Consider the following 23937-nt stretch of genomic DNA (forward strand, 5'->3'; position numbering starts at 1 on the left):
TCCCATGACTTTAAAGTACGAAAATTCAACCAAATAAAAAAAGAGGCTATCCTTATGAGACGGCCTCTTTTTTATGCAAAGCCTCCTCCACATACCTTGTCCAGTCGACAAGTAATGGGAGAATACATCTGCTGAATTTTTAGTTTTTATTTTTAATTTTTCCGTTTTTAATTTACCTACTTTTGCAGCATGGAGCTTCAACAGGTATTACAACAATTGCATATCACCAGGCTTAACGAGATGCAGCAGACTGTTCTCAATAGGTATGACGGGACAAAGGATTTCATCTTGCACTCGCCTACCGGAACCGGAAAAACACTTGCATTTACGTTGTTAATTGGGAAGCATACCGTAAAAACGGAAATACCAACCACGCAGGTCCTCGTGCTGGTCCCCACACGTGAACTGGCTCTGCAGATCGAGCAAGTTGTACGAAAAGTGCACGCGGGAATGAAGGTTACTTGCGTTTATGGCGGAAATAATTCAAAAGTAGAGCGCAATAAGCTTCGCGAAGCACCCGTAATCATTATAGGTACGCCGGGCAGGGTGAGTTACCATATGCAACGAGGACATATCGGTGCGGACAGCATACACACCTTGGTGCTGGATGAGTTCGACAAATCCTTGGAATTTGGTTTTCACGGGCAAATGGTCGCTATTATTGAACAACTAAATAACTTACAGCACCGCTTACTGACGTCAGCAACAACCATGGCTGAGATTCCTGTATTTACAGGCATTCGAGAGCACGTTGTCGTTGACTTTTCTGCAGATCAACCGTCTGCGCCGCAACTCGAAATCAAAAAGATAATTGCGCCGGCACAATACAAATTAAAAGCCCTCTTCAATTTGCTATGTATGAATGCCAACAAGAAAACGATCATCTTCTGCAACCATCGAGACGCTGTGGATCATATCAGTCTTTTGTTGGAGGAGCGTTCGGTGATCCATGATCTTTTTCACGGTGGACTCGAGCAGTCGGACCGGGAACTGGCTTTGTTGAAATTTCGGAACAATTCCAATCGCATATTGATAACCACGGATCTTGCTGCACGTGGCCTTGATATCCCCGAGGTAGAATGCATTATACATTATCAACTACCTTATAAAGAGGATGCTTTTATTCACCGGAACGGTCGTACCGCACGAATGCAGGCTAAGGGCGAAGTATTTGTTATCTTAAAACCTGAGGAAGAGTATCCATATGTCGCTGCTGATAGCAAAATATTGGAATTAGCAGAACACTATCCATTGCCCGAACATGCTCCTTTTGCCACACTGTACATCACGGGAGGGAAGAAAGACAAGATCAATAAAGTTGATATTGTGGGGTTTCTCTTGAATCTGCCGAATATGCAAAAAGATGATATTGGCCTTATCGAAGTGAAAGAAAAAGAATCCTTTGTTGCCGTAAAACGTGAGCTGGCCCTTAGCATAAGTAAAGCCGCTACAAACCAGAAAATAAAGGGTAAAAAAGTAAAGGTTGGCCGTACTTAATGCCCTTCTTTATTTGAGGTATGGAACGATCTCTGCAGGCACAAAAGGTTGAATATCCCCATTATTTTTGTAAATGTCCCGTACAATGGTCGATGAAATGTGTGCGAGTCCCGATCTTGCCATCAAAAAATAAGTTTCGATCGATGGCGCCAATGATAAGTTGTTTTGTGCTATCGCATTTTCGAACTCAAAATCCTGCGTATTTCGCAATCCGCGGAGCAGGTAACCGGCACCGACTTTCGCGCAGAAATCGACGGTCAGCCCGGTAAATTGCTGTACTTCCACTTGACTATACGGCTGGAACACAAGCTTGATTGCCTTTTCCCGATCATCATAATGCATCATTCCTGTTTTGGCACTGTTTACGCCTATGCCTATAATAATTTTATCAAACAAAGATAAACTTCGTTGTACCAAATCATAATGTGCAATGGTAAAAGGGTCAAATGATCCAGCAAAAACAGCGGTTCTCATAATTTGTTATTTTCGGTATGCAGATAAAAGCTAAAAGAAGAATAACCATATTTTCTTGTTTCCATGTAGCCTGTCGATTCTTCTATTTTTCGCGTAGATGGATGTTCAATCACCAGCAGCCCATTAGGTTTCAGCAAGCCGTTTGTGAAAATAAGCGTCGCCAATTGAGGAAGCTGCGGCAAGTCGTAAGGCGGATCTGCAAAAATAAAGTCATATTGCTTTTCACAGTTCGTCAAAAACTTCAGGACATCCGCCTTCTTGGTACTGATCACGTCGGTTTTGAGTCTCAACGTAGTTTCCTTGATATATTGTAGACATTTATAATGGACATCCACGGCGTCTACTGCTGTCACACCGCGGGAGGCGAGTTCAAAGCTGATATTGCCCGTGCCCGTAAAAAGATCTAGGCAATGGCAGTCTGAAAAAGAAAGTCTATTTTCCAAAATATTGAATAGCGCCTCTTTAGCGATGTCCGTTGTGGGCCGCACTGGCAGATTGGTCGGCGGATGTAACCGAAGACCACCATATTTACCACCTATGATGCGCATGTCTGAAAATCGGCCATTAGATTTACGGAATGCAAATAGCTTTCTACCGCTATATTCGAACTATGCATGCTTGTTCTTGCCTGCATCGCTTGTACCACCTGCCCATATTGCTGCGCCAAGTCAACAAATGGATGTGCTTCGGCCATCCCCGAAAGCAATACCTGACTGAATTGTGGCTGGATCTCCAGGCTATTGCAAATTGTCAGCAGGAAATATTGCAAATCACCACCAGTCTCGACATCGAAAATATTATACAACAGCAGTTCTTTTCCGCTAAATACGAAGATCTCTGCCTGTTTATCTTTGAGATGTATGCCCAACACATTTCCTGTATCGGATAAATAGCTTTGGGCGGCCTGCAAAACTACTTGGAATGCAGCTAGAAAATTGGCTTGTGGAAAAATCCCCAACCAGCGTTTGTGTAAAAAAAGATCGTATTGGAAAACGCCCGTTATGCCAAGCGCGTCAAGCGTTCGTGCATGTGTCCGGCTGAGCTGATCATCTTGCATAAAAGCTTGGTAAGTGGAAAGATAGCGGTTATCAAAAACAGCTGAGGGGACTAACGTGAAGCTTTGCAAGGGCAAGCTAATCGAGACATTGCGGAACGGAAGCCCTAAAATTTTGGTAGCCTCGGCATCTGGCGCATCGGATGGATAGGAATAAAGCGCTTTAACTTCCTGCGATTTGTCTACTATGATTAATGTATCCGTAGAGAAATCGGACTTGATTAACAGTTGATATTCAGGTATATAATGTAGGAAAAAGTTTTCTGCCGTGTACTTCATGTAATAATGCCGTTGACCCTCGATTAATAAACAAAATTAGCTTTTACAATTGATTTGACCAACCTTTTAGATAACTTTGACAATGCGTATTCAAAACCTGCTAGCCCAACAGTTTGCCTGGTCGCCCACAGGGCAGCAACAGCAGCTGTTCGCGCTACTGGAGGATTTCCTCTTATCGTTCAATCCAGCATCCTGCTTTTTGTTAAAGGGATATGCCGGTACCGGAAAAACCAGTACGATAAGCGCATTGGTCAAGGTGTTGCCCTCATTGAATAAGCGCTTTTTCTTGTTGGCTCCGACGGGGCGCGCTGCGAAAGTCATGTCATACTATTCGGGTCACAAAGCCTATACCATCCATAAGAAAATTTACCGAAAGAAATCCGCCTCCACCATAGAGTTGGATTTTGTCTTAGCGGAAAATGTACATGAAAACACCCTCTTTATTGTCGATGAAGCGTCTATGATTGCTGACGATGGGTTACAATTTTTTTCAAAGAGCCTCTTGGATGATCTGATCCGTTATGTGCAATCCGGCAAAAACTGCAGCCTTATGTTTGTTGGTGATACGGCACAGCTTCCACCGGTCGGGATGTTGGAAAGTCCAGCCCTTGATGCGGAACACCTTCAAGGAAATTATGACCTGAAAACGTTTCACTATGAATTGCGCGAAGTAGTGCGGCAACGGCAAGAATCCGGCATATTATATAATGCTACCAAGGTACGTGACGATATTGATTTGGAGCGACAGCAAGAAGGGCTCCCTTTTCCGCAATTCCATACCAAAGGTTTTCAAGATGTGTTCAGGATGAATGGTGAGCGATTAATCGATGGGCTCCATTACAGTTATGATAACTTCGGCATGCAACATACCATTGTTATCTGCCGCTCTAATCGTTCCGCAAATCTTTACAACACGCATATTCGCAATCAAATTCTTTTTCGGGAAGAAGAGATAACAGGAGGCGACCTGATCATGGTTGTCCGTAACAACTATTATTGGTTACAGCAGCATGATGAGAAAAATACCGGATTTATCGCTAACGGCGATTTGGCACAAGTAAGGAAAGTTACCAATGTACATGAACAACATGGCTTCCGATTTGCGGATATTGCACTAGAATTTCTTGATGAAGATGATGTGGAACCCGTCCTTTGCCGGGTGCTTTTAGATAGTTTGCATGTAGATGCTCCAAATCTTCCCTATGAGCAGCAACAAACGCTTTACAAAGCCATAGCAGAAGATTATATGGATATTCCGACAAAGAAGGATCGCTTGGAAGCAATCAAAAAGGATCCCTATTACAATGCCTTGCAGATCAAGTTTGCCTACGCAATAACCTGCCATAAAGCGCAGGGTGGGCAGTGGCCATGTGTATTTGTTGACCAAGGTTTTTTGAACGACGATATGCTGAATACCGAATTTCTACGCTGGCTTTATACTGCCATTACCCGGGCCACACAACAGCTTTTTTTGGTAAACTTCAACCCCAAATTCTATGGAGAATAATGTTCCCGACGATATTGCGTTTCTCAAATCGGGTATTCGGATGTACGAAGCCAAGTGTTTTAATGAAGATTTTATTAAGCAACAGGGCTTCACGTTGGAAACATTATTGGAGTATGCGTTCCACCGAGATGCGCAGGTTGCTTTCCGGGCAGCTTGGTTGCTGGAACACACCCTGTTGAAGTCGCCGCTACTTTTGACTCAAATCTATCCGCAATTCATGAAGCGACTCCCCGAGCAAGTAAATTGGAGTTGTATCAGAAGTTTTAGTAAAATTGGCATGCTGGCAACCAAGAGACCGCGCTTGTGCGATAAAACAGATCAAGCCCACGACGAGCTTTGGATCGAACAATGCTTCCAATGGATTATTCAGGACGACTGTCCAGTAGCTGTAACCGTAAATTGCCTAGATATCCTTTATTATCTAAGCGACGATTATCAATGGGTGCGCGAGGAATTAGCCGAACAAATTAGGCATCTATTAAAGACACCGACGCCCGCCCTAGTAAGTAGAGCAAAACGCATTTTAAAACGTATAGGATAAACCTACGTAGGTAAAGTTATAAACGTCTCCTTTAGAACGTCGGCCTTCGCCAAGGAAAGGACGATAGGCATCCAGTTGATCATCCTTAGCGAAATTAAACTGTGTGTTGACCACGAGGCTTAAATAGCGTCCATCATAGGAGCTGTATTTATTCAGCGGCATGAACAGGCCCAGATTCCCGATAGGCCATAGTATATCGCGCGTTGGCGTTTTATATTTAACGATGTCGCCATTAGCGTCATACTCAAATTCTGCCTGACTGGCGTTACTATTGATATTCCGGTATAATTTATCGTAGTTGTTAACGACGCCGCCTACCCCAAATCCTACATAAAGCCCCCTGCCCACCAGTGTTCCAAGAGCTGGTTTTCTGAACTCTTGCCTTTCATCAACAAAAAATAATCCCGGAAATATGGTCAGATTTAAGGATCCACTGTAATAATAATTTTTGACGAACCGCGGATCCCGCTGCTCATAATCAACAGGAATATCGACTTGATCGTAATTACGGCCATAGGCGTTTAAAATACCGAGTTGAGCTTCCACGCCTGCATACAAACCCTTATAAAGCTTATAGTCACCCTTCAACACACCGGCTATTCCAACGTTTTTTCCACGGACAATATCACCATATAACAATGTTGGGCCAACGCCTAGTGTAACGTTAATCTTGCGATTGAAATTGATTTTACCCACCGGTGGACAGTTTAACTGTGCATGCAAACCTAAAGGGATTAAAACCGAACTTATACCAAGACTTAATAATAAACGTATACGCATGTCGGATATTTTTTACGTGTTTGAATAAATGGATGGATGGATATCAAAAGAGGGTGTTGCCTCGATTTAAGTTTGTTCTTCCCAAATGTCGGTAAGCCGTTTCTGTACACTCCCGTCCACGTGATGTACGCATGAGATAACCCTCTTGAATAAGGAATGGCTCATAAACCTCTTCTATTGTCCCTTCGTCTTCGCCTACCGCTGTTGCGATGGTCTTAAGCCCCACCGGCCCCCCTTTGAATTTATCAATGATCGTGGAAAGGATACGATTATCCATTTCATCCAGCCCATTTTCGTCTACATTCAGCGCGTTTAACGCGTACTGCGCTATGCCGCGGTCTATCGCACCATTTCCTTTTATTTGAGCAAAATCACGTGTCCTGCGTAGTAGTGCATTGGCGATACGCGGTGTTCCTCTGCTTCTGCGCGCAATTTCGTAAGCCCCTTCATCACTAATAGCCGTGTTTAAAATGGTTGCCGATCGCAGCACAATCGTTGTCAATAGCTTCGCATCGTAGTATTGTAACCGAGCATTGATACCAAATCGAGCACGCAAAGGAGCTGTAAGCAAACCCGATCGCGTGGTAGCACCAATCAACGTAAATGGATTGAGTGAGATCTGAACCGACCGTGCGTTCGGACCGGTCTCTAGCATGATATCAATCTTGAAATCCTCCATAGCGGAATACAAATACTCCTCCACCAATGGGCTAAGACGATGAATCTCGTCGATAAACAAAACATCTCCCTCCTCTAGATTCGTCAATAGCCCAGCCAAATCTCCGGGCTTGTCCAGCACTGGACCAGAGGTAATCTTTATGTTCACAGACATTTCATTGGCGATAATATTCGACAATGTCGTTTTCCCTAATCCCGGAGGGCCGTGCAGGAGCACGTGGTCCAATGCTTCTCCACGGAGTTTCGCTGCCTTCACAAAAATCGAAAGGTTTTCCAGTATCTTTTCCTGACCGGTGAAATCTTCAAACACTTGTGGTCTTAAGGCTCTTTCGATATCTTTATCAACCGGGTTCAACCTTTCTGCATTCGGATCGAGATGCTCATTCATCATGCTTAATTAACGTTAATAAAGATACTTAATTGTAAGTCTTAAACCAACTACCGACTTTCAGTTGTATCACCCCAAAAAATGCCTCCCTAAAAATTCGTGTGCTCATCTTAGATACCCCTTCCGTACGGTCTGTGAAGATAATGGGGACTTCAACAACTTTAAAGCCATATAGGATAGATTTGAATTTCATCTCAATCTGAAATGCATAGCCCACAAACTTGATTTTATCAAGTGGAATCTTCTCCAATACCTGACGAGAAAAACAGATAAATCCTGCCGTAGCATCCTGAACATCTATCCGCATGATAAAACGCACGTATACCGAAGCGAAATACGACATCAATACACGGCTCATAGGCCAATTGACGACATTGACGCCTTTGATATAGCGCGAACCAATAGCCATATCGCCCCCCTGCAGACAGGCATCCCGCAAGCGGATAAGATCATCCGGATTGTGGCTAAAGTCAGCGTCCATCTCAAATATATAGGCATAGTCACGTTCCAATGCCCATCTAAACCCATGGATATAGGCTGTTCCCAGCCCAAGCTTACCACGCCGCTCTTCGATATAAAGGCGCCCCGGAAAATCCTGCTGTAAAGTTTTTACAATCTTGCCCGTCCCATCGGGCGACCCATCGTCGACCACCAGAATATCAAAGGGTACTGCTAATGAAAATACCTTGCGAATTATTTTCTCGATATTTTCCTTTTCGTTATATGTTGGAATAATGACTAGACTGTCAGACACGCTTTATGAAGATTTAAATCCGATAAAGATACTAAAAACAAATGCGACTTCTACCATTTGTGTAGAAGGAACTCCCCTATTTGGCCTATACGCTAATTGACACCATGCATCAACCTTTTTATCAACGGAGCTGATACGATTATCAATAAGCCGGCGGCCAAAGAGTACCAGGCGAGTTGCTGATAACCAGCTGTATACGTCATCAGCTTATCCATCAACGATGCTTTTTCCTCCGGCGAAGACATCCCCGCTCCCAATAAGCCCGCCACATATTGTCCATATGCACTAGCCAAAAACCACAAGCCCATCATCATGCCGCCCAAATGTCGAGGCGACAGCTTCGTGATCATGGAGAGACCAATGGGTGAAAGGCATAACTCGCCTATGGTCACAGCTAAATAAGCTAATGTGAAAACACCAAGTGATGTTTTGCCGGATGCATCTGCGAAAAAACGTGTACCAAAAAATAGGTAGTACCCCAGTCCTAGAAATAGGAAGCCAAGTCCGAATTTTATCACCGTATTAGGTTCCAGTTTCTTTTTAGCCAAAGTTAGCCACAACAATCCTAATATTGGACTGAAGATGATGACAAATAAGGAGTTGGCACCATTATTAACCACATTGGGATCAATATGAAAAAAAAGCAGATTCGTATTTAGATTACTATTGGCGAACAAAGCGAGCGAGCCCCCTGCTTGCTCAAAAATGGCAAAAAACAGGATGGAGAACAGGATAAGGGCCAATGCGGCCATTAATTGCTGCCTTACTTTCGATTCCTGCTCCCGAACAAGCTGATAAATAAAATAGCTCAACGCTAACGGACCGATGGTGTACATAAAAAGATCCGTGTAGTGGGTATTGTTGACCATAATGAAAATCAACGGAATAGATAACAAGGCGCCTACATAAACCAATACTTCCCGCCTGATTTTCGTTGGCTTGGGCAAATGCGCGATGGGGCTATTGCCTATAGGACCCAGATGTTTTTTCGTCGCTGCGAAAATACTGATGCCAACAAGCATCACAATTGCTGCTGCCAAAAACGCCAAGTTCCAAGAATGCTCTTTACCCAACCAGACGCATAGTGCTCCGCCTAATAAAGCCCCGACATTGATCCCGGAATAAAAAATACCGAAACCAGCATCGCGACGAGGATCCCCCTCCTTGTAAAGATCTCCAACCATGGAGGATATGTTCGGCTTAAAAAAACCTGTACCGATGATGGTTAGGGCAATACCGAAATAAAAGAATTGATGTGGATCGATCGCGATCAAACCGTTTCCCAAGATCATCAGTAAAGCACCAAAGGTCAGCGATCTTTTAAAACCGAGGATCTTGTCAGCAAAAATACCACCCACAAAGGTGAACGCATAAACGAAGGCCTGTATCGCGCCATATTTTAAATTTGCATCTTTTTCGGAAAGCATAAGTTGGTCTACCATAAAAATGGCCAACACCCCTCGCATGCCGTAAAAACAGAAGCGTTCCCACATTTCGACAAGGAACAAATACCATAGCTGTTTAGGATATTTGCCTTCAAAGTTTTGGATTTCCTCCAAGGTAACTTGTTTTGACATCACGTATATTGTTTGATCATAGCGTTGCTCATCGCCAAGAAGGCGGATGAGATCGCGCGACTTAATTTATTTTATGCCATGCATCAGCCTCTTGATGAGCGGATTTAGCACCATCACTAACAGACCGCCTGCCGCCGGAATGATGGTAAATAGAAGAAAGAAATGGCTGAGGGAGTAATTTTGTTGTATTGTTTCCACCTGTCCCCCTAAGATAGCAGCAAGTTTTTGTGCAATGGCAATGGCGAGATACCACATCCCAAACATAAAAGCGAGCATTCGCGCCGGAACCAATTTAGAAACGTATGATAGGCCTACCGGCGAAATAAATAACTCGCCCAGTGTGTGAAACAGATACGTCAAAACTAAGAAAATCATCGATATCTTGGCACCATCACCTGCACCCCATGCACCATATCCCAAAATCAAGAATCCAATAGCAACCAAAATCAAACCATAGCCATACTTCATGGCGGCTGTCGGATTAAATTTGGAATCCCATATTTTCGAAACCGAGGAGGCCAATGCAATAATAAAAAATGAATTTAAAATGGAGAACCAAGAAACCTTGATGGCCGATTTCTCGGCCGTAAACTCGTTGTACAGCATCCAAATTCCAGCAGCCCAGATCATGATAAAACATGCGAATAAAATAATGTTTGACCAAGCAATTTTATGCCATGTGGCCTTCGCCAACCTGACAAGTACCCAAGAAATAATGGTTAGTGGCACAATTGTCAGCAACGTATTCATCAGGTTGAATGCCAGTAAACTATTCCCGGTTAACTCCCTATCTACATAATCGCGCGCGACAAGTACTAAAGATGTGGCTCCTTGCTCGAAGCTCATAAAAAAGAAGATCAGGAAGAACCCTAGCAGGATCACGCCATACATACGGTCTCTCACCACGGTGGCATAACGTTGTATCCGGAGCACAATCAGTATTAAGAATAACACAAGCGCACCGATGACCATTATATTTTGCCCCCTGAATGTTTCTGTATCCATAAATGCAAAAACATCAAGCACATTATTCTTAGACAATGGGTCATTGAAAGCATAAACAAAACCTACAATTCCGACGACTGCCATCAACAATACATCGATTGCTGTAAAATTGTTGTGTCTAGTTTCTCCAGCCTCCAAATTGTGGATAGCCGTTTTCTTATTTCGCTCGGTTTTTTTATCCAATATACCCAAACGCCCCAACAAGGGGCCGGCAAGCCAAAACTGAAACGTACCAAGCAACATGAAAATACCAGCGAGCCCAAAACCCCAATGCCATCCTACTGTTTCCGCTAAATAACCACATAGCATCATGCCGAAAAATGCACCAGCATTGACTCCCATGTAGAATATGGTGTAGGCACCATCTTTCTTTTCTGGTAAGAGTTTGTACATCTCACCGAGTATCGCTGGCATATTAGGCTTAAAAAAACCAGTACCGATAACCAAACAGCCCAACCCAACAAAAAACAGTAGCGGGGTATCGAAGGCCATCGATGCATGTCCCACCGTCATGATGGCCGCACCTACGATAACAGCCGCTCGAGAACCAATAAACTTATCAGCAATAACACCCCCAAAAATTGGCGTGATATAAAGTAACATAGCGTACGTGCCATATAAGGCTCCGGCCTGTTCTGCGGTCCATCCCCATCCGGGGTTAGCGCCCAGTACGGAAGCCGTTAAAAACTGAATTAATAATACCCGCATTCCGTAAAACGAAAAGCGTTCCCACATCTCGGTAAAGAAAAGAACGAAAAGACCTGCTGGATGTCCCAATACTCGTCCGCCATTGCCATCAACAGTAGATGCAGCCGAAGAATTTTCTCTCATACACATGAATTTGATTGCCAAAAGTAAGCAAATCAATCAAAATAAATGTTCGTGTAAAAAAAAATGCCCGTAACAAGTTTACGAGCATCTTTTAGTTGTCAGTAAATAGCTTAGTTGATACCGTGCATCATTTTCTTTAATAAAGGATTGAATAGCAATAGTAATAAGCCAGCACCTATAGGTAGTCCGGCGATAATCAAGAAAAAAGTCGACATGGAATACATTTCAGTGATTTTATCGATTAATCCTCCGCTAAGTCCAGCCATCTTATTTGCTATAGCGGAAGCCAAGAACCAAAAACCGAAAATTAGTCCGATAAATTTCTTGGGAGATAGTTTACTCATGTAAGAGAGTCCTACGGGAGAAACACACAACTCGCCCGTCGTATGGAAGAAATAAGCCAATATCAACCAAATCATGCTAATAGATGCTGTAGCGGCACCCGGAGGGATGCGCATACTGCCGTAAGACAAAACCAAAAACCCGACGCCAACCAGCGTTAATCCTAATGCAAATTTAACCGGTCCAGAGGGATTCCAAACTTTCTCCCAAAATTTGCTAAAAGAGGAAGCCAGTGTGACAATGAAAAATGCATTTAAAATCTGAAACCAAGCCACGGTAACCTCTGTTACATCAGAGGTAAACTCCCTATGGATTTTCCATATGCCCAATAACATAATCGAGAAGAAAGAAACCATCGTGAAGATAATGGTCAGGGGATACTGTTTAATAATCTTCGCCGCTAATTTGCTCAAGACGTAAGTAACGACCAATATCGGTAATAATGTGAGTATCGCGTCCACCCATTTGAATGTAACACCGGCAGTGCCTTCCAACACCCTTTGTGTATAATTTTTAGCGAAGATGGTCATTGAGCCGCCGGCTTGCTCAAACGCAAGAAAGAAAAATACACTCGCGATAATCAATACTGCTACTACGATCAGGCGATCTTTAACAATATTTGCCGGTAAGATGCTTGCATCCACATCTACTTTCACATCGATTACCTTCTTTGGTTTGTCGCCGATGACGCCAAAAATACGTTGACCAAAATAAAACTGTAGCATACCGAAGAACATAAACACACCCGCCAAGCCAAAACCGTAATGCCAGCCTATTTTCTCACCGATATATCCGCACAGCAGTGAACCGAGGAAGGCCCCAGCATTGATACCCATGTAGAATATGGTATAACCAGAATCTTTCTTGGCGCTGTTATCTGGATAGAGTTGACCAACCATAGACGAGATATTTGGTTTGAACAAGCCGTTTCCTAATATCATCAATCCCAATCCTATGTAGAAGAACGTTTTTGTGTACCCTTCCAATGCCATCGATGCATGCCCTAAAGTCATGATGAGTGCCCCTAGCAAGATAGCTTTCTTATACCCCGTTAACCGATCTGCAATCATGCCGCCGATAAGCGGTGTCGCGTAAACCAGGCCTGTGTACCAGCCATAGAGCTCCATAGCTTGGGCGTTCGACCAGCCCCAGCCTTTGTCCGCAATTTCGGTGATCAGAAACGTAACCAATAGGGCCCGCATACCATAGTAGCTAAACCGTTCCCACATTTCCGTGAAGAAAAGAACGAACAAGCTAGCCGGATGTCCCATCACCATTTTGTCGTCTAAACCCTGTTTAGCAAGGTGGCTGACAAGGACTTCATCTCGTTGTTGATTCATGTTTTTAAATTAGTATATGTTGCTTATAATTCATATTCAGGTGCTGACACGCCGATCAGATTTTAGTATTTGTACTACAAAGAAAACAAAAAAACGCGTTATCTCTTGCTACCTTAACTACAAACCGCTCTTTTTTGCTTTTATGGCCTGCCCGGGTTTTACATCCACGTGGACATCTGGGAGACCGGTATTTTGGAAAGACACATTTCGTTGCAGCACAAGATTCCCATTTTCAATTGTGTACGCATCATAGCTCAAATCTGGTCCGTAGAAATCGTATGATCCTATCACTGTGCTGTCTGCAGGCACGATATGGTCAAAAACAATCCGCTTTTTGTCGGCGTCCAAGCGAAGATACATTGCGATATGGCGCGCAAAACGGAAAATTTTACGCGTACTTTTTACATGATCATCAAATACCGCTTTGCCAAGTTGATAGCTGGATCCATCAAATTGTAAAATTTCGATTACTTTTTGCATCTGCTGCGGCGTATGTCCTTTCCAACCAAGTAGTATATAGTCATCTCCCAACGACGCGATATCATAATATTGCGCTCCATACCATTCGCTGGGTTTCAGGTTAACGTATTCGGGGTCGATAATCTCGAACGTCTTGTCCAGAAGCGGCACCAACTGCAATTCGCCGTGTTGCGATTTTGTTTGGATAGCACCATAGTACAAGTATGAGCCATCGTCCAATGGTATATTCCAAGAGAAAATACGAAACCTTCCGTTTGGAGCTTGCAAATTCGAAATCATGTCTAGCTTAGGGAAACTGTAAAGAAAGGAATAGCGTTCTTTGAGTGCCGACACCAGCGTTTTAACAAACAAGAAGTTTTTCTCTAAACGTTCCGGTTCTGCTTTGCTTCCAAACATCTCTTTGCCAAGACGCAAAAGGCTATCTTGCCAGCGATCCATCTTGTGGAAATTGACTTGCGCCACGCCATTAAAACAGCAACTACTTAGGAAACAGCTGATAACAAAGGCTCGAATAAAGAAAAACTTCATACAACCGATTTAAAGCGTTTTGAAACGCTCCAACAGCTTTTTCGTAGCTAATATACCTTCCTCCTCAGATAGTTTGGACCCTTCATACTCAATACCGACAAAACCTTTGAAGCCAGAATTTTTCACGATCTTCATCATCCTTTCGTAATCAATTTGTGTCTCATTTCCACTTGCATCAAAATCGTGCGTTTTTGCACTGACGCCCTTCGCAAATGGCATCAAATCTTGAACGCCTTGGTAACGGTCATACTCGTAGAAGTTTCCGAAATCAGGTAAGCTCCCACAATTTTTCTTGTTAACGGTTTTCAATACGTCTGACAACCAATCGCCATGCGAAGAAATGCCGCCGTGGTTTTCAACAATTATATTGATCTTCGCTTTTTTGCCATAGTCTGCCAAAGAAGACAAGCTCTCAACGACCCGTCCTTTTACTTCATCCGGCGTCCCTTTTCCCGCAGCGTTAACGCGAATAGCTTTACAGCCTAGGAATGCAGCGGCATCAATCCATTTGTGATGGTTCTCGATAGCCGACATGCGCTTCGCGTTCTCCGCATCACCCAAGTTTCCTTCCCCATCAATCATGATCAACACGTTGGTTACGCCATTGTCTTTGGCACGATTTTTCAAGTCTTTTAAGTAACTCATATCTTGAGCTTTATCTTTAAAGAACTGATTGACATATTCAACACCATAGATGCCGAATTTTTTAGCAGCAAGTTCCGGAAAATCGATATTTTTCAGGTCACCTTTGAATAGGGTCTTATGCAAAGACCACTGTGCCAAAGAAATATCAAACCAAGATTTCTTGGCCGCAAATACGTCCAGCGATGGCGCCAGCGCAAAACCAGCTGTTGCCAGTCCAACATGTTTTAAAAAGTTTCTTCTTGAGTTCATTGTGTTAGCTTTTGTGTGTTAAATATTTGCCCACCCCGATGTCAATACATCGGCGAGGTGTTTTGTTTTTATAGGAAGCTGCCGCTTGTCGATATAAGCTTGCAATTGCAGGAGGCAAGTGCTGTCTGTAGAGATAATGTAGTCCGCTCGCGCGGTTAGCGCCGCTTGCACCCGTTGCTCGGCCATCGAAACTGATTCTTCTGCATATTTCACTGCAAACGTACTACCGAATCCACAGCGAGCATCATTTTCGTCTAGATCAATGATTTCCAAACCACCCACTTGCTCCAGCAATTGCCGCGGTTCATCCTTCATGGTAAATAGATGTTTTGCTGCACAGGCCTCGTGGTAAACTGCCGTTCCCACCAACTCTGCACCAAAATAGTCTTTTTTGAGTATATTCACCAAAAAATCACTTAGTTCGTACATGTTGCCCTGCACATTCCGACAGCGATTGTGCACAGTGGAATTCGTGAACAAATCGTGGTAACCATTTTTAACCATGCCGGAGCAGGTTGCAGATGGAGAGACTATATAACAGTCATCGGAAAAGTCTTGTAGAAATTTAAGTCCTAGTTCTTTGGCCTCATCCCAAAACCCCGCCGTGTAAGCAAGCTCACCACAACAGGTCTGGTTGGGATTGTAAACAACTTCGCAACCGGCCTTCTGTAAAAGTTTAATGCTATTGAATGCCGTTTCTGGATAGATCTGATCTACGAAACAGGGAATAAAAAGCTGTACTTTCATGTGGTCATCAACTTATTGAACCGTAAAATACGAAATAGCAAAGCTATGCCGATAATAAAGAATATGGATAAAGCCAAGGCTGAATAACGGATATTATGTGTTACCTGTTCGATCAGAGCAAAGGCAAACAGCCCCATTACAATGGCCAATTTTTCCGTCACGTCATAGAAACTAAAATAAGAGGTTGTATCTTTTGTGTTTTGAGGCAGGAATTTAGAATAGGTAGAACGGGAAAGCGACTGTATGCCCCCCATTACCAATCCCACCACACAGGCTAGGGTGTAAAAGGCAGTTTCCGACTTGACAAAAAAGGCTGATACGCATATACCTATCCACACGGTGATGACGAAAATAAGGATCTTGATATTTCCGTACCGCTCAGAGAGTTTTGACATGAGTAATGCACCGAAAATCGCCACCAATTGAATAAGGAGTATCGTAACAATAAGCTTGCTGCTTTCCATGTGCAACTCTTTGGCGCCAAATGCCGCTGCTACGATCATAACCGTCTGCACGCCTGCCGCATAGAAAAAATAGGCCGGCAAAAATCGTTTGATACGTTCTAACTTCCCGATTTTGCGTAATACTATTCTGAATTCTATAACCACCGTACGAAAAATCCCTTTTGACGCACGAATAGGCGAACGTTGATTATTCGGCAATGCCCTGAAAGGAATAGTGGCGAAAGCAGCCCACCACACACCCACCAGTAGAAAAGACAATCGCGGCCCAAATGTAGGGTCGGTAATTCCGAATGTTTCTGGTGAAAGGATAAACACGAGGCATAGCAACTGCAGTAAAACACATCCAACGTAGCCGTAAGCGAATCCTTGGGCGCTAACACGGTCCTGCTGATCAGCAGTTGCAATCTCGGGCAAATACGAATTATTGAATAAAACTCCACCAATATAGCCCATCGCAGCCATCGCAAATAAAATGATGCTAATCTCCAACGTTTCGATTCGGAAGAAAAATAAGCCCATACACGATGCTGCACCAAAATAAGTAAAAAACATCATGATAGGTTTTCGCCTGCCTTGAACATCCGCGTAAGACGATATGAAAGGTAGCGCAAGTGCCATGAGCAAATATGCGATCGCCAAAGTGAAATTGGATAAGGCGGTATTGATGACCTTAAAGCCAAAAAAAGTGACCACATCACCATGTTCTTCCGACTGGGTAATGGCTGTGTAATATGCAGGGAAAATGGTGGATGTAATAACTAGGTTGTAAGCCGAGTTTGCCCAATCGTACATGGACCAAGATCGAATCAAGCGCTTGTCGTTTTTTTTGATGCCCTGCATAAATTTAAAGCGAATATAACAATGTTAGCTAAATATAAATAACCGCATGATAAATTTACGTGAAAAATTGTCCATCGATTTGCTAAAAATTTTGTCTGATGAACGTAATGATGCGTACCATTTCACGACGAACAGGAGCTGCATCCCCCAAAAAGTTTGTGTTCAAAAACGAGAAAGCCAAATTTCGTCCGGACCGCGTTTGGAGAAATCCGCTCTGATTATGCACGGCATGTACCGTTCCCGTCTTGGCCCAAACGAAAGGTTCGTTACGGTCTAGTTTATATGCATTTTTCAAGGTTCCATCTACTCCTCCTGCCGGAAACAGTTGATGTAATGCCTGTACATCTTTCACGTTGTTGCGTACCAATACAAGTAGCTCCACCATGCTACGCGGCGTTACTTTGTTGTAGCTCGACAATCCGCTTCCATCGTATAGATCGATCTTGTCGGTAAACAAGCTATAATACTCGCGCATCAGATCGCTACGCAATCGAGCTGTTTGAAACTTTCCATATTTTGCTTGTGCGATTAGCATGGTGAACTGCTCGGCTATGAAATTATCACTGGGCAACATCATCTCCCGCAAGAGGGATGCCGTCGCATGCGAATAGATTGTTTTTCTCTTGACGGGCGTGGGGTATGCGATACACGTCACCTCCCGCCTCAGCGTGTCTGACAGTAGTTTTACAAACAATTCCGTAGAGTAGCGAAACGGCTTTTCATTGCTATACTTGTGCGGAGGATTTGCTCGATTGTGTTCATATATATTGGTATCGAATTTTCGATGAAGAACATATGAAACAGCTGTATTCTGTTTGTACTGTAACGTGGATTGGAAGTAATCCGGTACACATTCGATTTTACCTTCCCGTTCCCGGAAAGTAACCACATTTCCATAAATGGGAAAACTGCTTATTTCTGGTTGATAATATTCGTCATAGTCCTCGATAGCCCACCCCTTCCGAAAAAACTCTTCTTCGATATCTTCCTCGGCAACGTAAAACAATTGCTTTTCACTTTTCTTTAGAAAATCAAACACTTTTTGCGCAGCAAATCGATGATGCAGGAATGTTGGATCTCCAGTGCCCCAAAAAATAAGAGAGTCGCCGTGCTCGATGTATTTTAGGCCGGGAATCGAGTCGCCGAGGTTTGCAAGGGCAGCAAATAAAGTAAAAGTTTTCGCATTGGACGCTGGCGTAAACATTTTATCTTCGTTGATCCCCGTAAGAAAGCGGTTGCTATCCAAATCATATAAACAGAAGCCATAAAAGTGCTTATTGAGGACCGTAGCGTACTTCAGTTCTTGTTGAATAGGCATAACATCTAGAGATTGCGCTCTAGCCAAAAGAATCGCAAAGGACGCAGAAAAAATCAAAAAAATGCTTTTCATTTCGTAAACATACAAAAAACAGTACGAGAATGGGCTGGTAGACCAAAACGATTTCAATAGCAATCGGACATATACAGAAATTCTCCTTACATAGCTTGGCTTCATTCCACCAGCAAGCTATATAAGGAGAATTCTATTTATGCCTTAATCACAGCGGCAATAACTGTCCAAAGATGACAACCTGGGCATATCCATACCTAATTCGTCGGGAAGTGAGCTTAGTGTACTTGTAACACGTACCGGATCCCTCCGAGCAGGTGTTTTTGGAATTGTTGGCTATCAAAAGCTTCATTCGTATGGCCTAAACCCGTATAAAACATACGTGCACCTTCAAATTCCTGAAACCACGCAATCGGATGAAACTTCCCCATCTTCCCTCCTGTATAGGACTGCTCGTCCAAATTCATCAAAACATGTAACCCTGGTTGCAGATCTTTAAAGTCATACCATTCGTCCTTGTGCCACCAAATATCTTGCAGATGAGCTGTTGATGGGTGCTGGCGATCCGCAACCTCTATTTTTGCTTGTTGGACTGCTGGATGGCTCGCGAAATACCCGCCAACCAGTTGCCCGTACCAGGGCCAATCGTATTCTGTATCGGTGGCCGCATGTATGCCCACAAAACCTTTTCCTGCACGTATAAATTTTTGAAAAGCTTTTTTTTGCGCATCATCCAAGATATTGCCCGTGGTGCTCAAGAAGATCACGGCTTGGAAGTTTGCCAAGCTATCGGCACAAAAATAAGCAGCATCCTCCGTATGCACACTGCGGATTCCCGACTCGTTCAGTAACTTAGAAACGGTACGCACCCCCTTCGGTATACTTTCATGCCGAAACCCAGCGGTCTTTGAAAAGATCAATACCGTTTCCTGAGCAAGAACACCCATGTGGATGCCTAAAAAGAACAAAATAGCGGCTAGTTTAATCGTATTCATGCAGTTAAGTTTTTATAAAAATCAAGGCTCTCTATGATCATATCTTCCCCAACAAAGTTATTGTAGGTACACGCTCCTATACGAGATAATAGCGCAAAGCCAATCTGTTTTGCTTCATTCTTTTTATCGTTATGCATCAATGCTAGCAAATCTCCATAAGCGGTTGTCGTTAAAGGATATCGATCAAAAGTATGATCAAAGCACTCCACGATATCCATCAATGCTTCTTCGCTTAAACCGTTCAGCTTATGAGATAGGTACGCTTCGCAAATCATACCGACGGCAATCGCTTCTCCATGGAGCAAAGGATTCTCTTCGTGCACCATAGCGTATCCCTCGATAGCATGTCCAATTGTGTGCCCAAAATTAAGAATCTTACGTAAGCCTTTTTCGGTCGGATCTTGCGTAATAACTTCATTCTTTATCGTCACTGATCGAAATACAATATCGTCCAGCGGATCGTTTTCCAGATCTATTTTTTTCGTTAGTGCATACAGTGCCTCGTCGAAGATAAGCCCATGTTTGATGACCTCTGCAAAGCCAGATCGCATTTGTCTTTCATCAAGGGATTTTAGGAATTTCGAACTGATAAAGACTGCGCGAGGTTGCGTAAATGTACCTACAATATTTTTGAGGTTGTCCAAGTCAATACCAGTCTTCCCCCCCACCGATGCATCGACTTGCGAAAGTAAGGTGGTTGGAATCTGAATAAAATCAATTCCACGCTTGTAGGTAGACGCCGCAAAACCACCCAAATCTGTGACAACCCCGCCGCCGAGATTGATCATCAAAGCTTTACGATCTGCACCAAAATCCAACATAGTTTTCCAAACACCGATACAAAAATCGATGTTTTTGTTTTCCTCGCCTGGATCCACTTCAATAATGTCGTAATCATTCAACGTGGGTATGGCCTGCTGTAATACCGGCAGGCAGTGATCGTTGGTGTTGCGATCGACTAGCACCAAAATCTGCGAGTATTGTTGTTCAGAAATAAAGGATGCAAGGGAATCCAACTCTTGTTCAAAATATACGGTATAGCCTAAGCTCGCTATTTGCTTTGTCATATAATAAAAAGTATTAAATAATTTTAACCTGTTGACCGTCAAAATCTACGACATCTCCTCGTTTGACTTTCAACCTCTTACGATAATCTACTACACCGTTGTAGCTTACCAATCCCTCTTCGACAACGAATTGAGCCATAGCACCATGTTCCACCCAATTCATCACCTTGAGTAACTGAATAAGTTGGATGTGCTCTCCTTTCAATGAAAACGTTTGCATAATTTTAAATAAATCCGCTTTTAGCGGTTTGTAAATATAAGGCTATTCAAAATAAATATTTAATTTTGGGCACTAATTTTTACATGTATGATAGCTGCACATAGCGAGATAATGCTGGATTTCAATAACACCGAAATCGCGTTTCGCAATAAGAGTGACAAAGACTTGGAAAAAGCCTATTGGCTTTTCAAGATGGTCGCAAGTAACACGCTCATTAAAGTCGGAACACCACTCACTACGTTCGCGCTAAATCTTGGATTGCCGATCGAAGGAATTATCCGCAACACCATATACAAGCAGTTTTGTGGTGGGGAGTCCATAGAAGGCTGTGCTGCTGCTATTTCCGAATTAAGCAGCGGTGATGTAACGACAATTTTGGATTACTCGGTGGAAGGTGAGGAGTCCGAACAGAGTTTTGACGACACCTGCAGTGAAATTTTACGCACCGTGGCGTTTGCGCAACAACATCAAAGCATATCGTTCTGCGTGTTTAAACCAACCGGCTTGGGCCAATTCGATTTATTCCAAAAAGTGGATGCCGGACAGGTTTTAACAAGTGAAGAAAAGATAGCATTCAATAAAGTCTACGATCGTATAGACCGTATCTGCAAGGCCTGTTATGAGGCCAATGTGAAAGTACTTGTCGATGCAGAACACTCTTGGATACAGGATACCATTGACGATTTCGCACGGCAGATGATGGAGAAGTATAATAAAGAAAGTGCAATTGTTTATAATACCTATCAACTCTACAGAAGCGACAAGCTTGCTTCCCTCAAAGCAGATTTCGCTTATGCGCAAACACAAAATTTCTATTTAGGCGCTAAGATCGTGCGGGGAGCCTATATGGAAATCGAGCGCGAGCGTGCAGCAGAAAAAGGGTACCCTTCCCCCATACAACCTACAAAACATGCATCGGACACCGATTACAATGAGGCTATTTACTTTTGTTTAGACCATATCAACCGGATTGGTTTAATGGCAGGAACGCATAACGAAGAAAGCTCCCGTATTCTAGCGCAGGAGCTGCTTCGCCGAGGTATTTCTCCAAAGAACGAGCATGTATATTTTGCGCAGCTTTTGGGTATGTCCGATAATCTTTCATTCAATCTTTCTGCAGCTGGGTTTAACGTTGCTAAGTATATGCCCTATGGGCCTGTGAAAGCGGTAATGCCCTACCTGTTTCGTCGTGCGCAGGAAAACACCTCCGTCGGCGGGCAAACGAGCAGGGAGCTCAACCTGATCATGAAAGAAAAGCAACGTCGCCGACGACAAAAATAGAAAACTGTCCCGGGCAATGCTCGGGATTATCTATTTTAGCAGCATGAATTTGACCTCTCAACGAAAATTTGAGCTTTTACAGCAACAATCTGAACCTTTCCGTGCATTATTGTATGATGTGGATGGGACGCTCGCTGACAATATGCATGCACACAAAGCGGCGTATGTAGCCACCGCAGCCGAGTACGGTATTGCATTAGACGACAAAATCGTGGATGAACTCGCCGGATGGCCTACCACGGCCGTAGCCGAGGAAATCGCCAAGCGTTACCTTTGTGAAATAAATGCGCAGGTTTTCGCACGCAGAAAATCGGCTATCTTTATCGCGGACTTTATCGAGCACACTGTTCCCGTTGACTTCGTACGCGAGCATTTATTGGCAAACATTGGAAGGAAACGCATTGGTTTGGTGTCTGGAGGCTCACGAAAAACTTTAGAGCAGACCCTGAACGTGATCGGGCTTACGGGAAAGTTTGAAACACTTGTTTGCGCCGGCGATACACCTAACGGAAAGCCGTCGCCCGAACCTTTTTTATTGGCGGCAAGACGGTTGGAAGTGCCTCCGGAGGCTTGTCTAGTCTTTGAAGACGGCGACCCCGGTGTGCAGGGCGCGATTGCAGCCGGAATGGGTTGGATCAGGGTCGATCAGCTGTAAAGAAAACTCACTGTTCTAGCTTTTATCTGCGTGTTGCGAATCCCGTCACACGCAGATAAAACTAGAAATTTGTAATAACCCGAAGTCCTCCGTTGGTGTAATCCATGTCCGCTCTTTTGAATTGTCCGATCGGCATTTTCACATAAGGCTCGATGGAGAGCTTGATGGATTTGGTCAGTTTCGTTTTTCGTCCTATGGAAAAATTGACAAACCCTCCAAAACCATTTGTGTTTACATTATTATCGCTAGACTGAAGCGTTCTTTCCACACCGGATGCTGCAGACTGATTTGTAGGCTGATCTGAATCGGAAGCGCTTGAGTAAGTTGGCACACCATTATATTCGGTGATATGATTGAAGCGTTCTTGCGAAAGGACAACTGCATAGGAAACACCTCCTGTTGCGTAAAACTGCCTGCCGACATTGTACTTTATTTCTAACGGAATATCCAACGTTTGCACTTTACCTGATACAGAATTCAAATCCGGCAAAAGCAAGTTGTTGGCTCGATAAGGAACATCCTTGGAAACCAGTGCTGCCCCGCTCGCGCCAACCTCTGGAGCATTGTAAAAGTCACCCCTATTTTGTTGCGCTAGGTCCGACCCCAAAACACCGACTTCATATTGGTTAAACGAAGCCCCAGTACGTACAGCAACCTTATCCGATAACTGGTACGCCATAAGTAGACCACCGCCCACGTCGAAACTTTGGCTCGTGGTCGACGGGCTTAGAAAAGCACCAAATTCGAGTTTATTATTCATGTCAAACTTCTTTGGAGACAAACGCAATCCAGCTTCTTGCTGCTGTAAGTTTCCGTCAACCACCTGCTGTGCCAAAACAAATGCGCTACCTAAGTTTGACCCTTCGACCATCGCGTCTGTTGTTACCAACTGTGGCCGCCCTATGGCGATCGTTCGCTCGGTATCGAGCATCAAAAGCCTAGACAACAATGGCCGAGGTGTGTCCAACAAAACCGCTACCATAGACATTTTGTCCAATGTTGGTTGGCGATTGTCCGCAACCGCAATGTCCTGAAGATGCTGTCTGTCGACGTTAACAGGGGCACCGTAAAAAGAAGGAACACTTTCCTGTGGCTCTTGTTGTGGCAAGATGGTGATGGGACTCTTTTCTTGTTGAACAACTTGCGCGTCCCTTTGAGTGGGCACCAAGACGTCAACCGTATTCTCTTTGAGCAGGAATAATGTCGTAAAGGCGACGGCCGCTAAAGCGGCGGCAGCAGACCAATATGCCAGCGATACACGTCTTTGCTTTGGCTCGTATTTTGCCCTATAGGTCTCCCATGCACCCTCCTTATAAGGTATGGGATCCGCGTTTTGCAGTCTCGCCTTAATAACTTCTATCAGTTCCTTTTTGTTGTTTTCTTCCATTG

Annotated in this window: 23 protein-coding genes; 5 read left to right on the forward strand and 18 right to left on the reverse strand. The window is 43.7% G+C overall.

Translation table 11 applies throughout. The annotated features are described in order from the left end of the window. Positions 1-189: 189 nt before the first annotated feature. Positions 190-1497, forward strand: a complete 1308-nt coding sequence (locus IE165_RS13320) for a DEAD/DEAH box helicase (RefSeq protein ID WP_189627135.1) — start codon at positions 190-192, stop codon at positions 1495-1497. A gap of 9 nt (positions 1498-1506) precedes the next feature. Here IE165_RS13320 and coaD read toward each other — a convergent pair whose 3' ends face one another. Genes coaD through IE165_RS13335 form a run of 3 tightly spaced genes read right to left on the reverse strand, consistent with a single transcriptional unit; the run spans position 1507 to position 3304 of the window. After that, positions 1507-1971, reverse strand: coding sequence for a pantetheine-phosphate adenylyltransferase (coaD, locus tag IE165_RS13325; protein WP_189627136.1), 465 nt, complete (start codon positions 1969-1971; stop codon positions 1507-1509). After that, on the reverse strand, positions 1968-2519 hold the full coding sequence (gene rsmD / locus IE165_RS13330; protein ID WP_189627137.1) for a 16S rRNA (guanine(966)-N(2))-methyltransferase RsmD: 552 nt from the start codon (positions 2517-2519) through the stop codon (positions 1968-1970). Before rsmD ends, coaD begins: the two co-directional genes overlap by 4 nt. Next, positions 2507-3304 (reverse strand): DUF3822 family protein, encoded by a 798-nt coding sequence (locus IE165_RS13335; protein ID WP_189627138.1) that lies wholly within the window; start codon positions 3302-3304, stop codon positions 2507-2509. The genes rsmD and IE165_RS13335 overlap by 13 nt, the downstream gene beginning before the upstream one ends. 82 nt (positions 3305-3386) lie before the next feature. Here IE165_RS13335 and IE165_RS13340 point away from each other — a divergent pair, with 82 nt between their 5' ends. Beyond that, a complete protein-coding gene (locus IE165_RS13340) occupies positions 3387-4811 on the forward strand; it encodes an ATP-dependent DNA helicase (protein ID WP_189627139.1) in 1425 nt (474 codons plus the stop codon). After that, positions 4801-5352 carry a HEAT-like fold family protein gene (locus tag IE165_RS13345; protein ID WP_189627140.1) on the forward strand — a complete coding sequence of 184 codons (552 nt, stop codon included), beginning with the start codon at positions 4801-4803 and terminating at the stop codon, positions 5350-5352. Before IE165_RS13340 ends, IE165_RS13345 begins: the two co-directional genes overlap by 11 nt. Here the strand turns inward: IE165_RS13345 and IE165_RS13350 are convergent. The 14 genes from IE165_RS13350 to IE165_RS13415 form a co-directional block, all read right to left on the reverse strand. After that, on the reverse strand, positions 5335-6132 hold the full coding sequence (locus IE165_RS13350) for a hypothetical protein (protein ID WP_189627141.1): 798 nt from the start codon (positions 6130-6132) through the stop codon (positions 5335-5337). The genes IE165_RS13345 and IE165_RS13350 overlap by 18 nt on opposite strands. Before the next feature lie 43 nt (positions 6133-6175). Then, positions 6176-7198, reverse strand: a complete 1023-nt coding sequence (gene ruvB, locus IE165_RS13355; RefSeq protein ID WP_189627294.1) for a Holliday junction branch migration DNA helicase RuvB — start codon at positions 7196-7198, stop codon at positions 6176-6178. 28 nt (positions 7199-7226) lie between these two features. Continuing rightward, positions 7227-7952, reverse strand: coding sequence for a polyprenol monophosphomannose synthase (locus IE165_RS13360; protein ID WP_189627142.1), 726 nt, complete (start codon positions 7950-7952; stop codon positions 7227-7229). 92 nt (positions 7953-8044) lie between these two features. Further along, the gene (locus tag IE165_RS13365; RefSeq protein WP_189627143.1) at positions 8045-9529 is read right to left on the reverse strand and encodes a peptide MFS transporter; all 1485 of its coding nucleotides are present in this window, start codon (positions 9527-9529) and stop codon (positions 8045-8047) included. A 66-nt stretch (positions 9530-9595) separates the two neighbouring features. Next, positions 9596-11365 (reverse strand): peptide MFS transporter, encoded by a 1770-nt coding sequence (locus IE165_RS13370; protein WP_189627144.1) that lies wholly within the window; start codon positions 11363-11365, stop codon positions 9596-9598. A gap of 110 nt (positions 11366-11475) precedes the next feature. Further along, positions 11476-13047, reverse strand: a complete 1572-nt coding sequence (locus IE165_RS13375; RefSeq protein ID WP_189627145.1) for a peptide MFS transporter — start codon at positions 13045-13047, stop codon at positions 11476-11478. Between the two features lie 117 nt (positions 13048-13164). Then, the gene (locus IE165_RS13380; RefSeq protein WP_189627146.1) at positions 13165-14055 is read right to left on the reverse strand and encodes a hypothetical protein; all 891 of its coding nucleotides are present in this window, start codon (positions 14053-14055) and stop codon (positions 13165-13167) included. A gap of 9 nt (positions 14056-14064) precedes the next feature. Further along, a complete protein-coding gene (locus IE165_RS13385) occupies positions 14065-14949 on the reverse strand; it encodes a sugar phosphate isomerase/epimerase family protein (protein WP_189627147.1) in 885 nt (294 codons plus the stop codon). 18 nt (positions 14950-14967) lie between these two features. Further along, positions 14968-15696 (reverse strand): (Fe-S)-binding protein, encoded by a 729-nt coding sequence (locus IE165_RS13390; protein WP_189627148.1) that lies wholly within the window; start codon positions 15694-15696, stop codon positions 14968-14970. Continuing rightward, a complete protein-coding gene (locus IE165_RS13395) occupies positions 15693-17000 on the reverse strand; it encodes an MFS transporter (protein ID WP_189627149.1) in 1308 nt (435 codons plus the stop codon). Before IE165_RS13395 ends, IE165_RS13390 begins: the two co-directional genes overlap by 4 nt. Positions 17001-17082: 82 nt before the next feature. Beyond that, the gene (locus IE165_RS13400) at positions 17083-18390 is read right to left on the reverse strand and encodes a D-alanyl-D-alanine carboxypeptidase/D-alanyl-D-alanine-endopeptidase (protein ID WP_189627150.1); all 1308 of its coding nucleotides are present in this window, start codon (positions 18388-18390) and stop codon (positions 17083-17085) included. Between the two features lie 218 nt (positions 18391-18608). Next, a complete protein-coding gene (locus IE165_RS13405) occupies positions 18609-19325 on the reverse strand; it encodes a ThuA domain-containing protein (protein WP_189627151.1) in 717 nt (238 codons plus the stop codon). Beyond that, entirely contained in the window at positions 19322-20392 is a 1071-nt protein-coding gene (gene aroB / locus IE165_RS13410; RefSeq protein WP_189627152.1) for a 3-dehydroquinate synthase, read from the reverse strand. Before aroB ends, IE165_RS13405 begins: the two co-directional genes overlap by 4 nt. 13 nt (positions 20393-20405) lie before the next feature. Then, on the reverse strand, positions 20406-20612 hold the full coding sequence (locus IE165_RS13415) for an RNA-binding S4 domain-containing protein (RefSeq protein ID WP_189627153.1): 207 nt from the start codon (positions 20610-20612) through the stop codon (positions 20406-20408). Between the two features lie 87 nt (positions 20613-20699). On the opposite strand from IE165_RS13415, the gene IE165_RS13420 reads away from it, so the two are divergent. Together IE165_RS13420 and IE165_RS13425 are read left to right on the forward strand one after the other, a co-directional pair. Next, entirely contained in the window at positions 20700-21893 is a 1194-nt protein-coding gene (locus IE165_RS13420) for a proline dehydrogenase family protein (protein ID WP_189627154.1), read from the forward strand. 43 nt (positions 21894-21936) lie between these two features. Next, positions 21937-22548: an HAD family hydrolase gene (locus IE165_RS13425; RefSeq protein WP_189627155.1), complete on the forward strand. Its 612-nt coding sequence runs from the start codon at positions 21937-21939 to the stop codon at positions 22546-22548. A 61-nt stretch (positions 22549-22609) separates the two neighbouring features. On the opposite strand, the gene IE165_RS13430 is transcribed toward IE165_RS13425, so the two are convergent. Continuing rightward, a complete protein-coding gene (locus IE165_RS13430; protein WP_189627156.1) occupies positions 22610-23935 on the reverse strand; it encodes an outer membrane beta-barrel protein in 1326 nt (441 codons plus the stop codon). Positions 23936-23937: the final 2 nt, after the last annotated feature.

The sequence above is a fragment of the Sphingobacterium griseoflavum genome (assembly GCF_014653155.1).
GTDB lineage: Bacteria > Bacteroidota > Bacteroidia > Sphingobacteriales > Sphingobacteriaceae > Sphingobacterium > Sphingobacterium griseoflavum.

Coding starts and splice junctions, on each gene's coding strand:
- aroB (WP_189627152.1), bottom strand. CDS start 20,392: ATGACAAAGCAAATAGCGAGCTTAGGCTATACCGTATATTTTGAACAA.
- IE165_RS13335 (WP_189627138.1), bottom strand. CDS start 3,304: ATGAAGTACACGGCAGAAAACTTTTTCCTACATTATATACCTGAATAT.
- IE165_RS13395 (WP_189627149.1), bottom strand. CDS start 17,000: ATGCAGGGCATCAAAAAAAACGACAAGCGCTTGATTCGATCTTGGTCC.
- IE165_RS13375 (WP_189627145.1), bottom strand. CDS start 13,047: ATGAATCAACAACGAGATGAAGTCCTTGTCAGCCACCTTGCTAAACAG.
- IE165_RS13350 (WP_189627141.1), bottom strand. CDS start 6,132: ATGCGTATACGTTTATTATTAAGTCTTGGTATAAGTTCGGTTTTAATC.
- IE165_RS13400 (WP_189627150.1), bottom strand. CDS start 18,390: ATGAAAAGCATTTTTTTGATTTTTTCTGCGTCCTTTGCGATTCTTTTG.
- IE165_RS13340 (WP_189627139.1), top strand. CDS start 3,387: ATGCGTATTCAAAACCTGCTAGCCCAACAGTTTGCCTGGTCGCCCACA.
- rsmD (WP_189627137.1), bottom strand. CDS start 2,519: ATGCGCATCATAGGTGGTAAATATGGTGGTCTTCGGTTACATCCGCCG.
- IE165_RS13345 (WP_189627140.1), top strand. CDS start 4,801: ATGGAGAATAATGTTCCCGACGATATTGCGTTTCTCAAATCGGGTATT.
- IE165_RS13415 (WP_189627153.1), bottom strand. CDS start 20,612: ATGCAAACGTTTTCATTGAAAGGAGAGCACATCCAACTTATTCAGTTA.
- coaD (WP_189627136.1), bottom strand. CDS start 1,971: ATGAGAACCGCTGTTTTTGCTGGATCATTTGACCCTTTTACCATTGCA.
- ruvB (WP_189627294.1), bottom strand. CDS start 7,198: ATGAATGAGCATCTCGATCCGAATGCAGAAAGGTTGAACCCGGTTGAT.
- IE165_RS13370 (WP_189627144.1), bottom strand. CDS start 11,365: ATGAGAGAAAATTCTTCGGCTGCATCTACTGTTGATGGCAATGGCGGA.
- IE165_RS13425 (WP_189627155.1), top strand. CDS start 21,937: ATGAATTTGACCTCTCAACGAAAATTTGAGCTTTTACAGCAACAATCT.
- IE165_RS13430 (WP_189627156.1), bottom strand. CDS start 23,935: ATGGAAGAAAACAACAAAAAGGAACTGATAGAAGTTATTAAGGCGAGA.
- IE165_RS13320 (WP_189627135.1), top strand. CDS start 190: ATGGAGCTTCAACAGGTATTACAACAATTGCATATCACCAGGCTTAAC.
- IE165_RS13365 (WP_189627143.1), bottom strand. CDS start 9,529: ATGTCAAAACAAGTTACCTTGGAGGAAATCCAAAACTTTGAAGGCAAA.
- IE165_RS13385 (WP_189627147.1), bottom strand. CDS start 14,949: ATGAACTCAAGAAGAAACTTTTTAAAACATGTTGGACTGGCAACAGCT.
- IE165_RS13380 (WP_189627146.1), bottom strand. CDS start 14,055: ATGAAGTTTTTCTTTATTCGAGCCTTTGTTATCAGCTGTTTCCTAAGT.
- IE165_RS13420 (WP_189627154.1), top strand. CDS start 20,700: ATGATAGCTGCACATAGCGAGATAATGCTGGATTTCAATAACACCGAA.
- IE165_RS13390 (WP_189627148.1), bottom strand. CDS start 15,696: ATGAAAGTACAGCTTTTTATTCCCTGTTTCGTAGATCAGATCTATCCA.
- IE165_RS13405 (WP_189627151.1), bottom strand. CDS start 19,325: ATGAATACGATTAAACTAGCCGCTATTTTGTTCTTTTTAGGCATCCAC.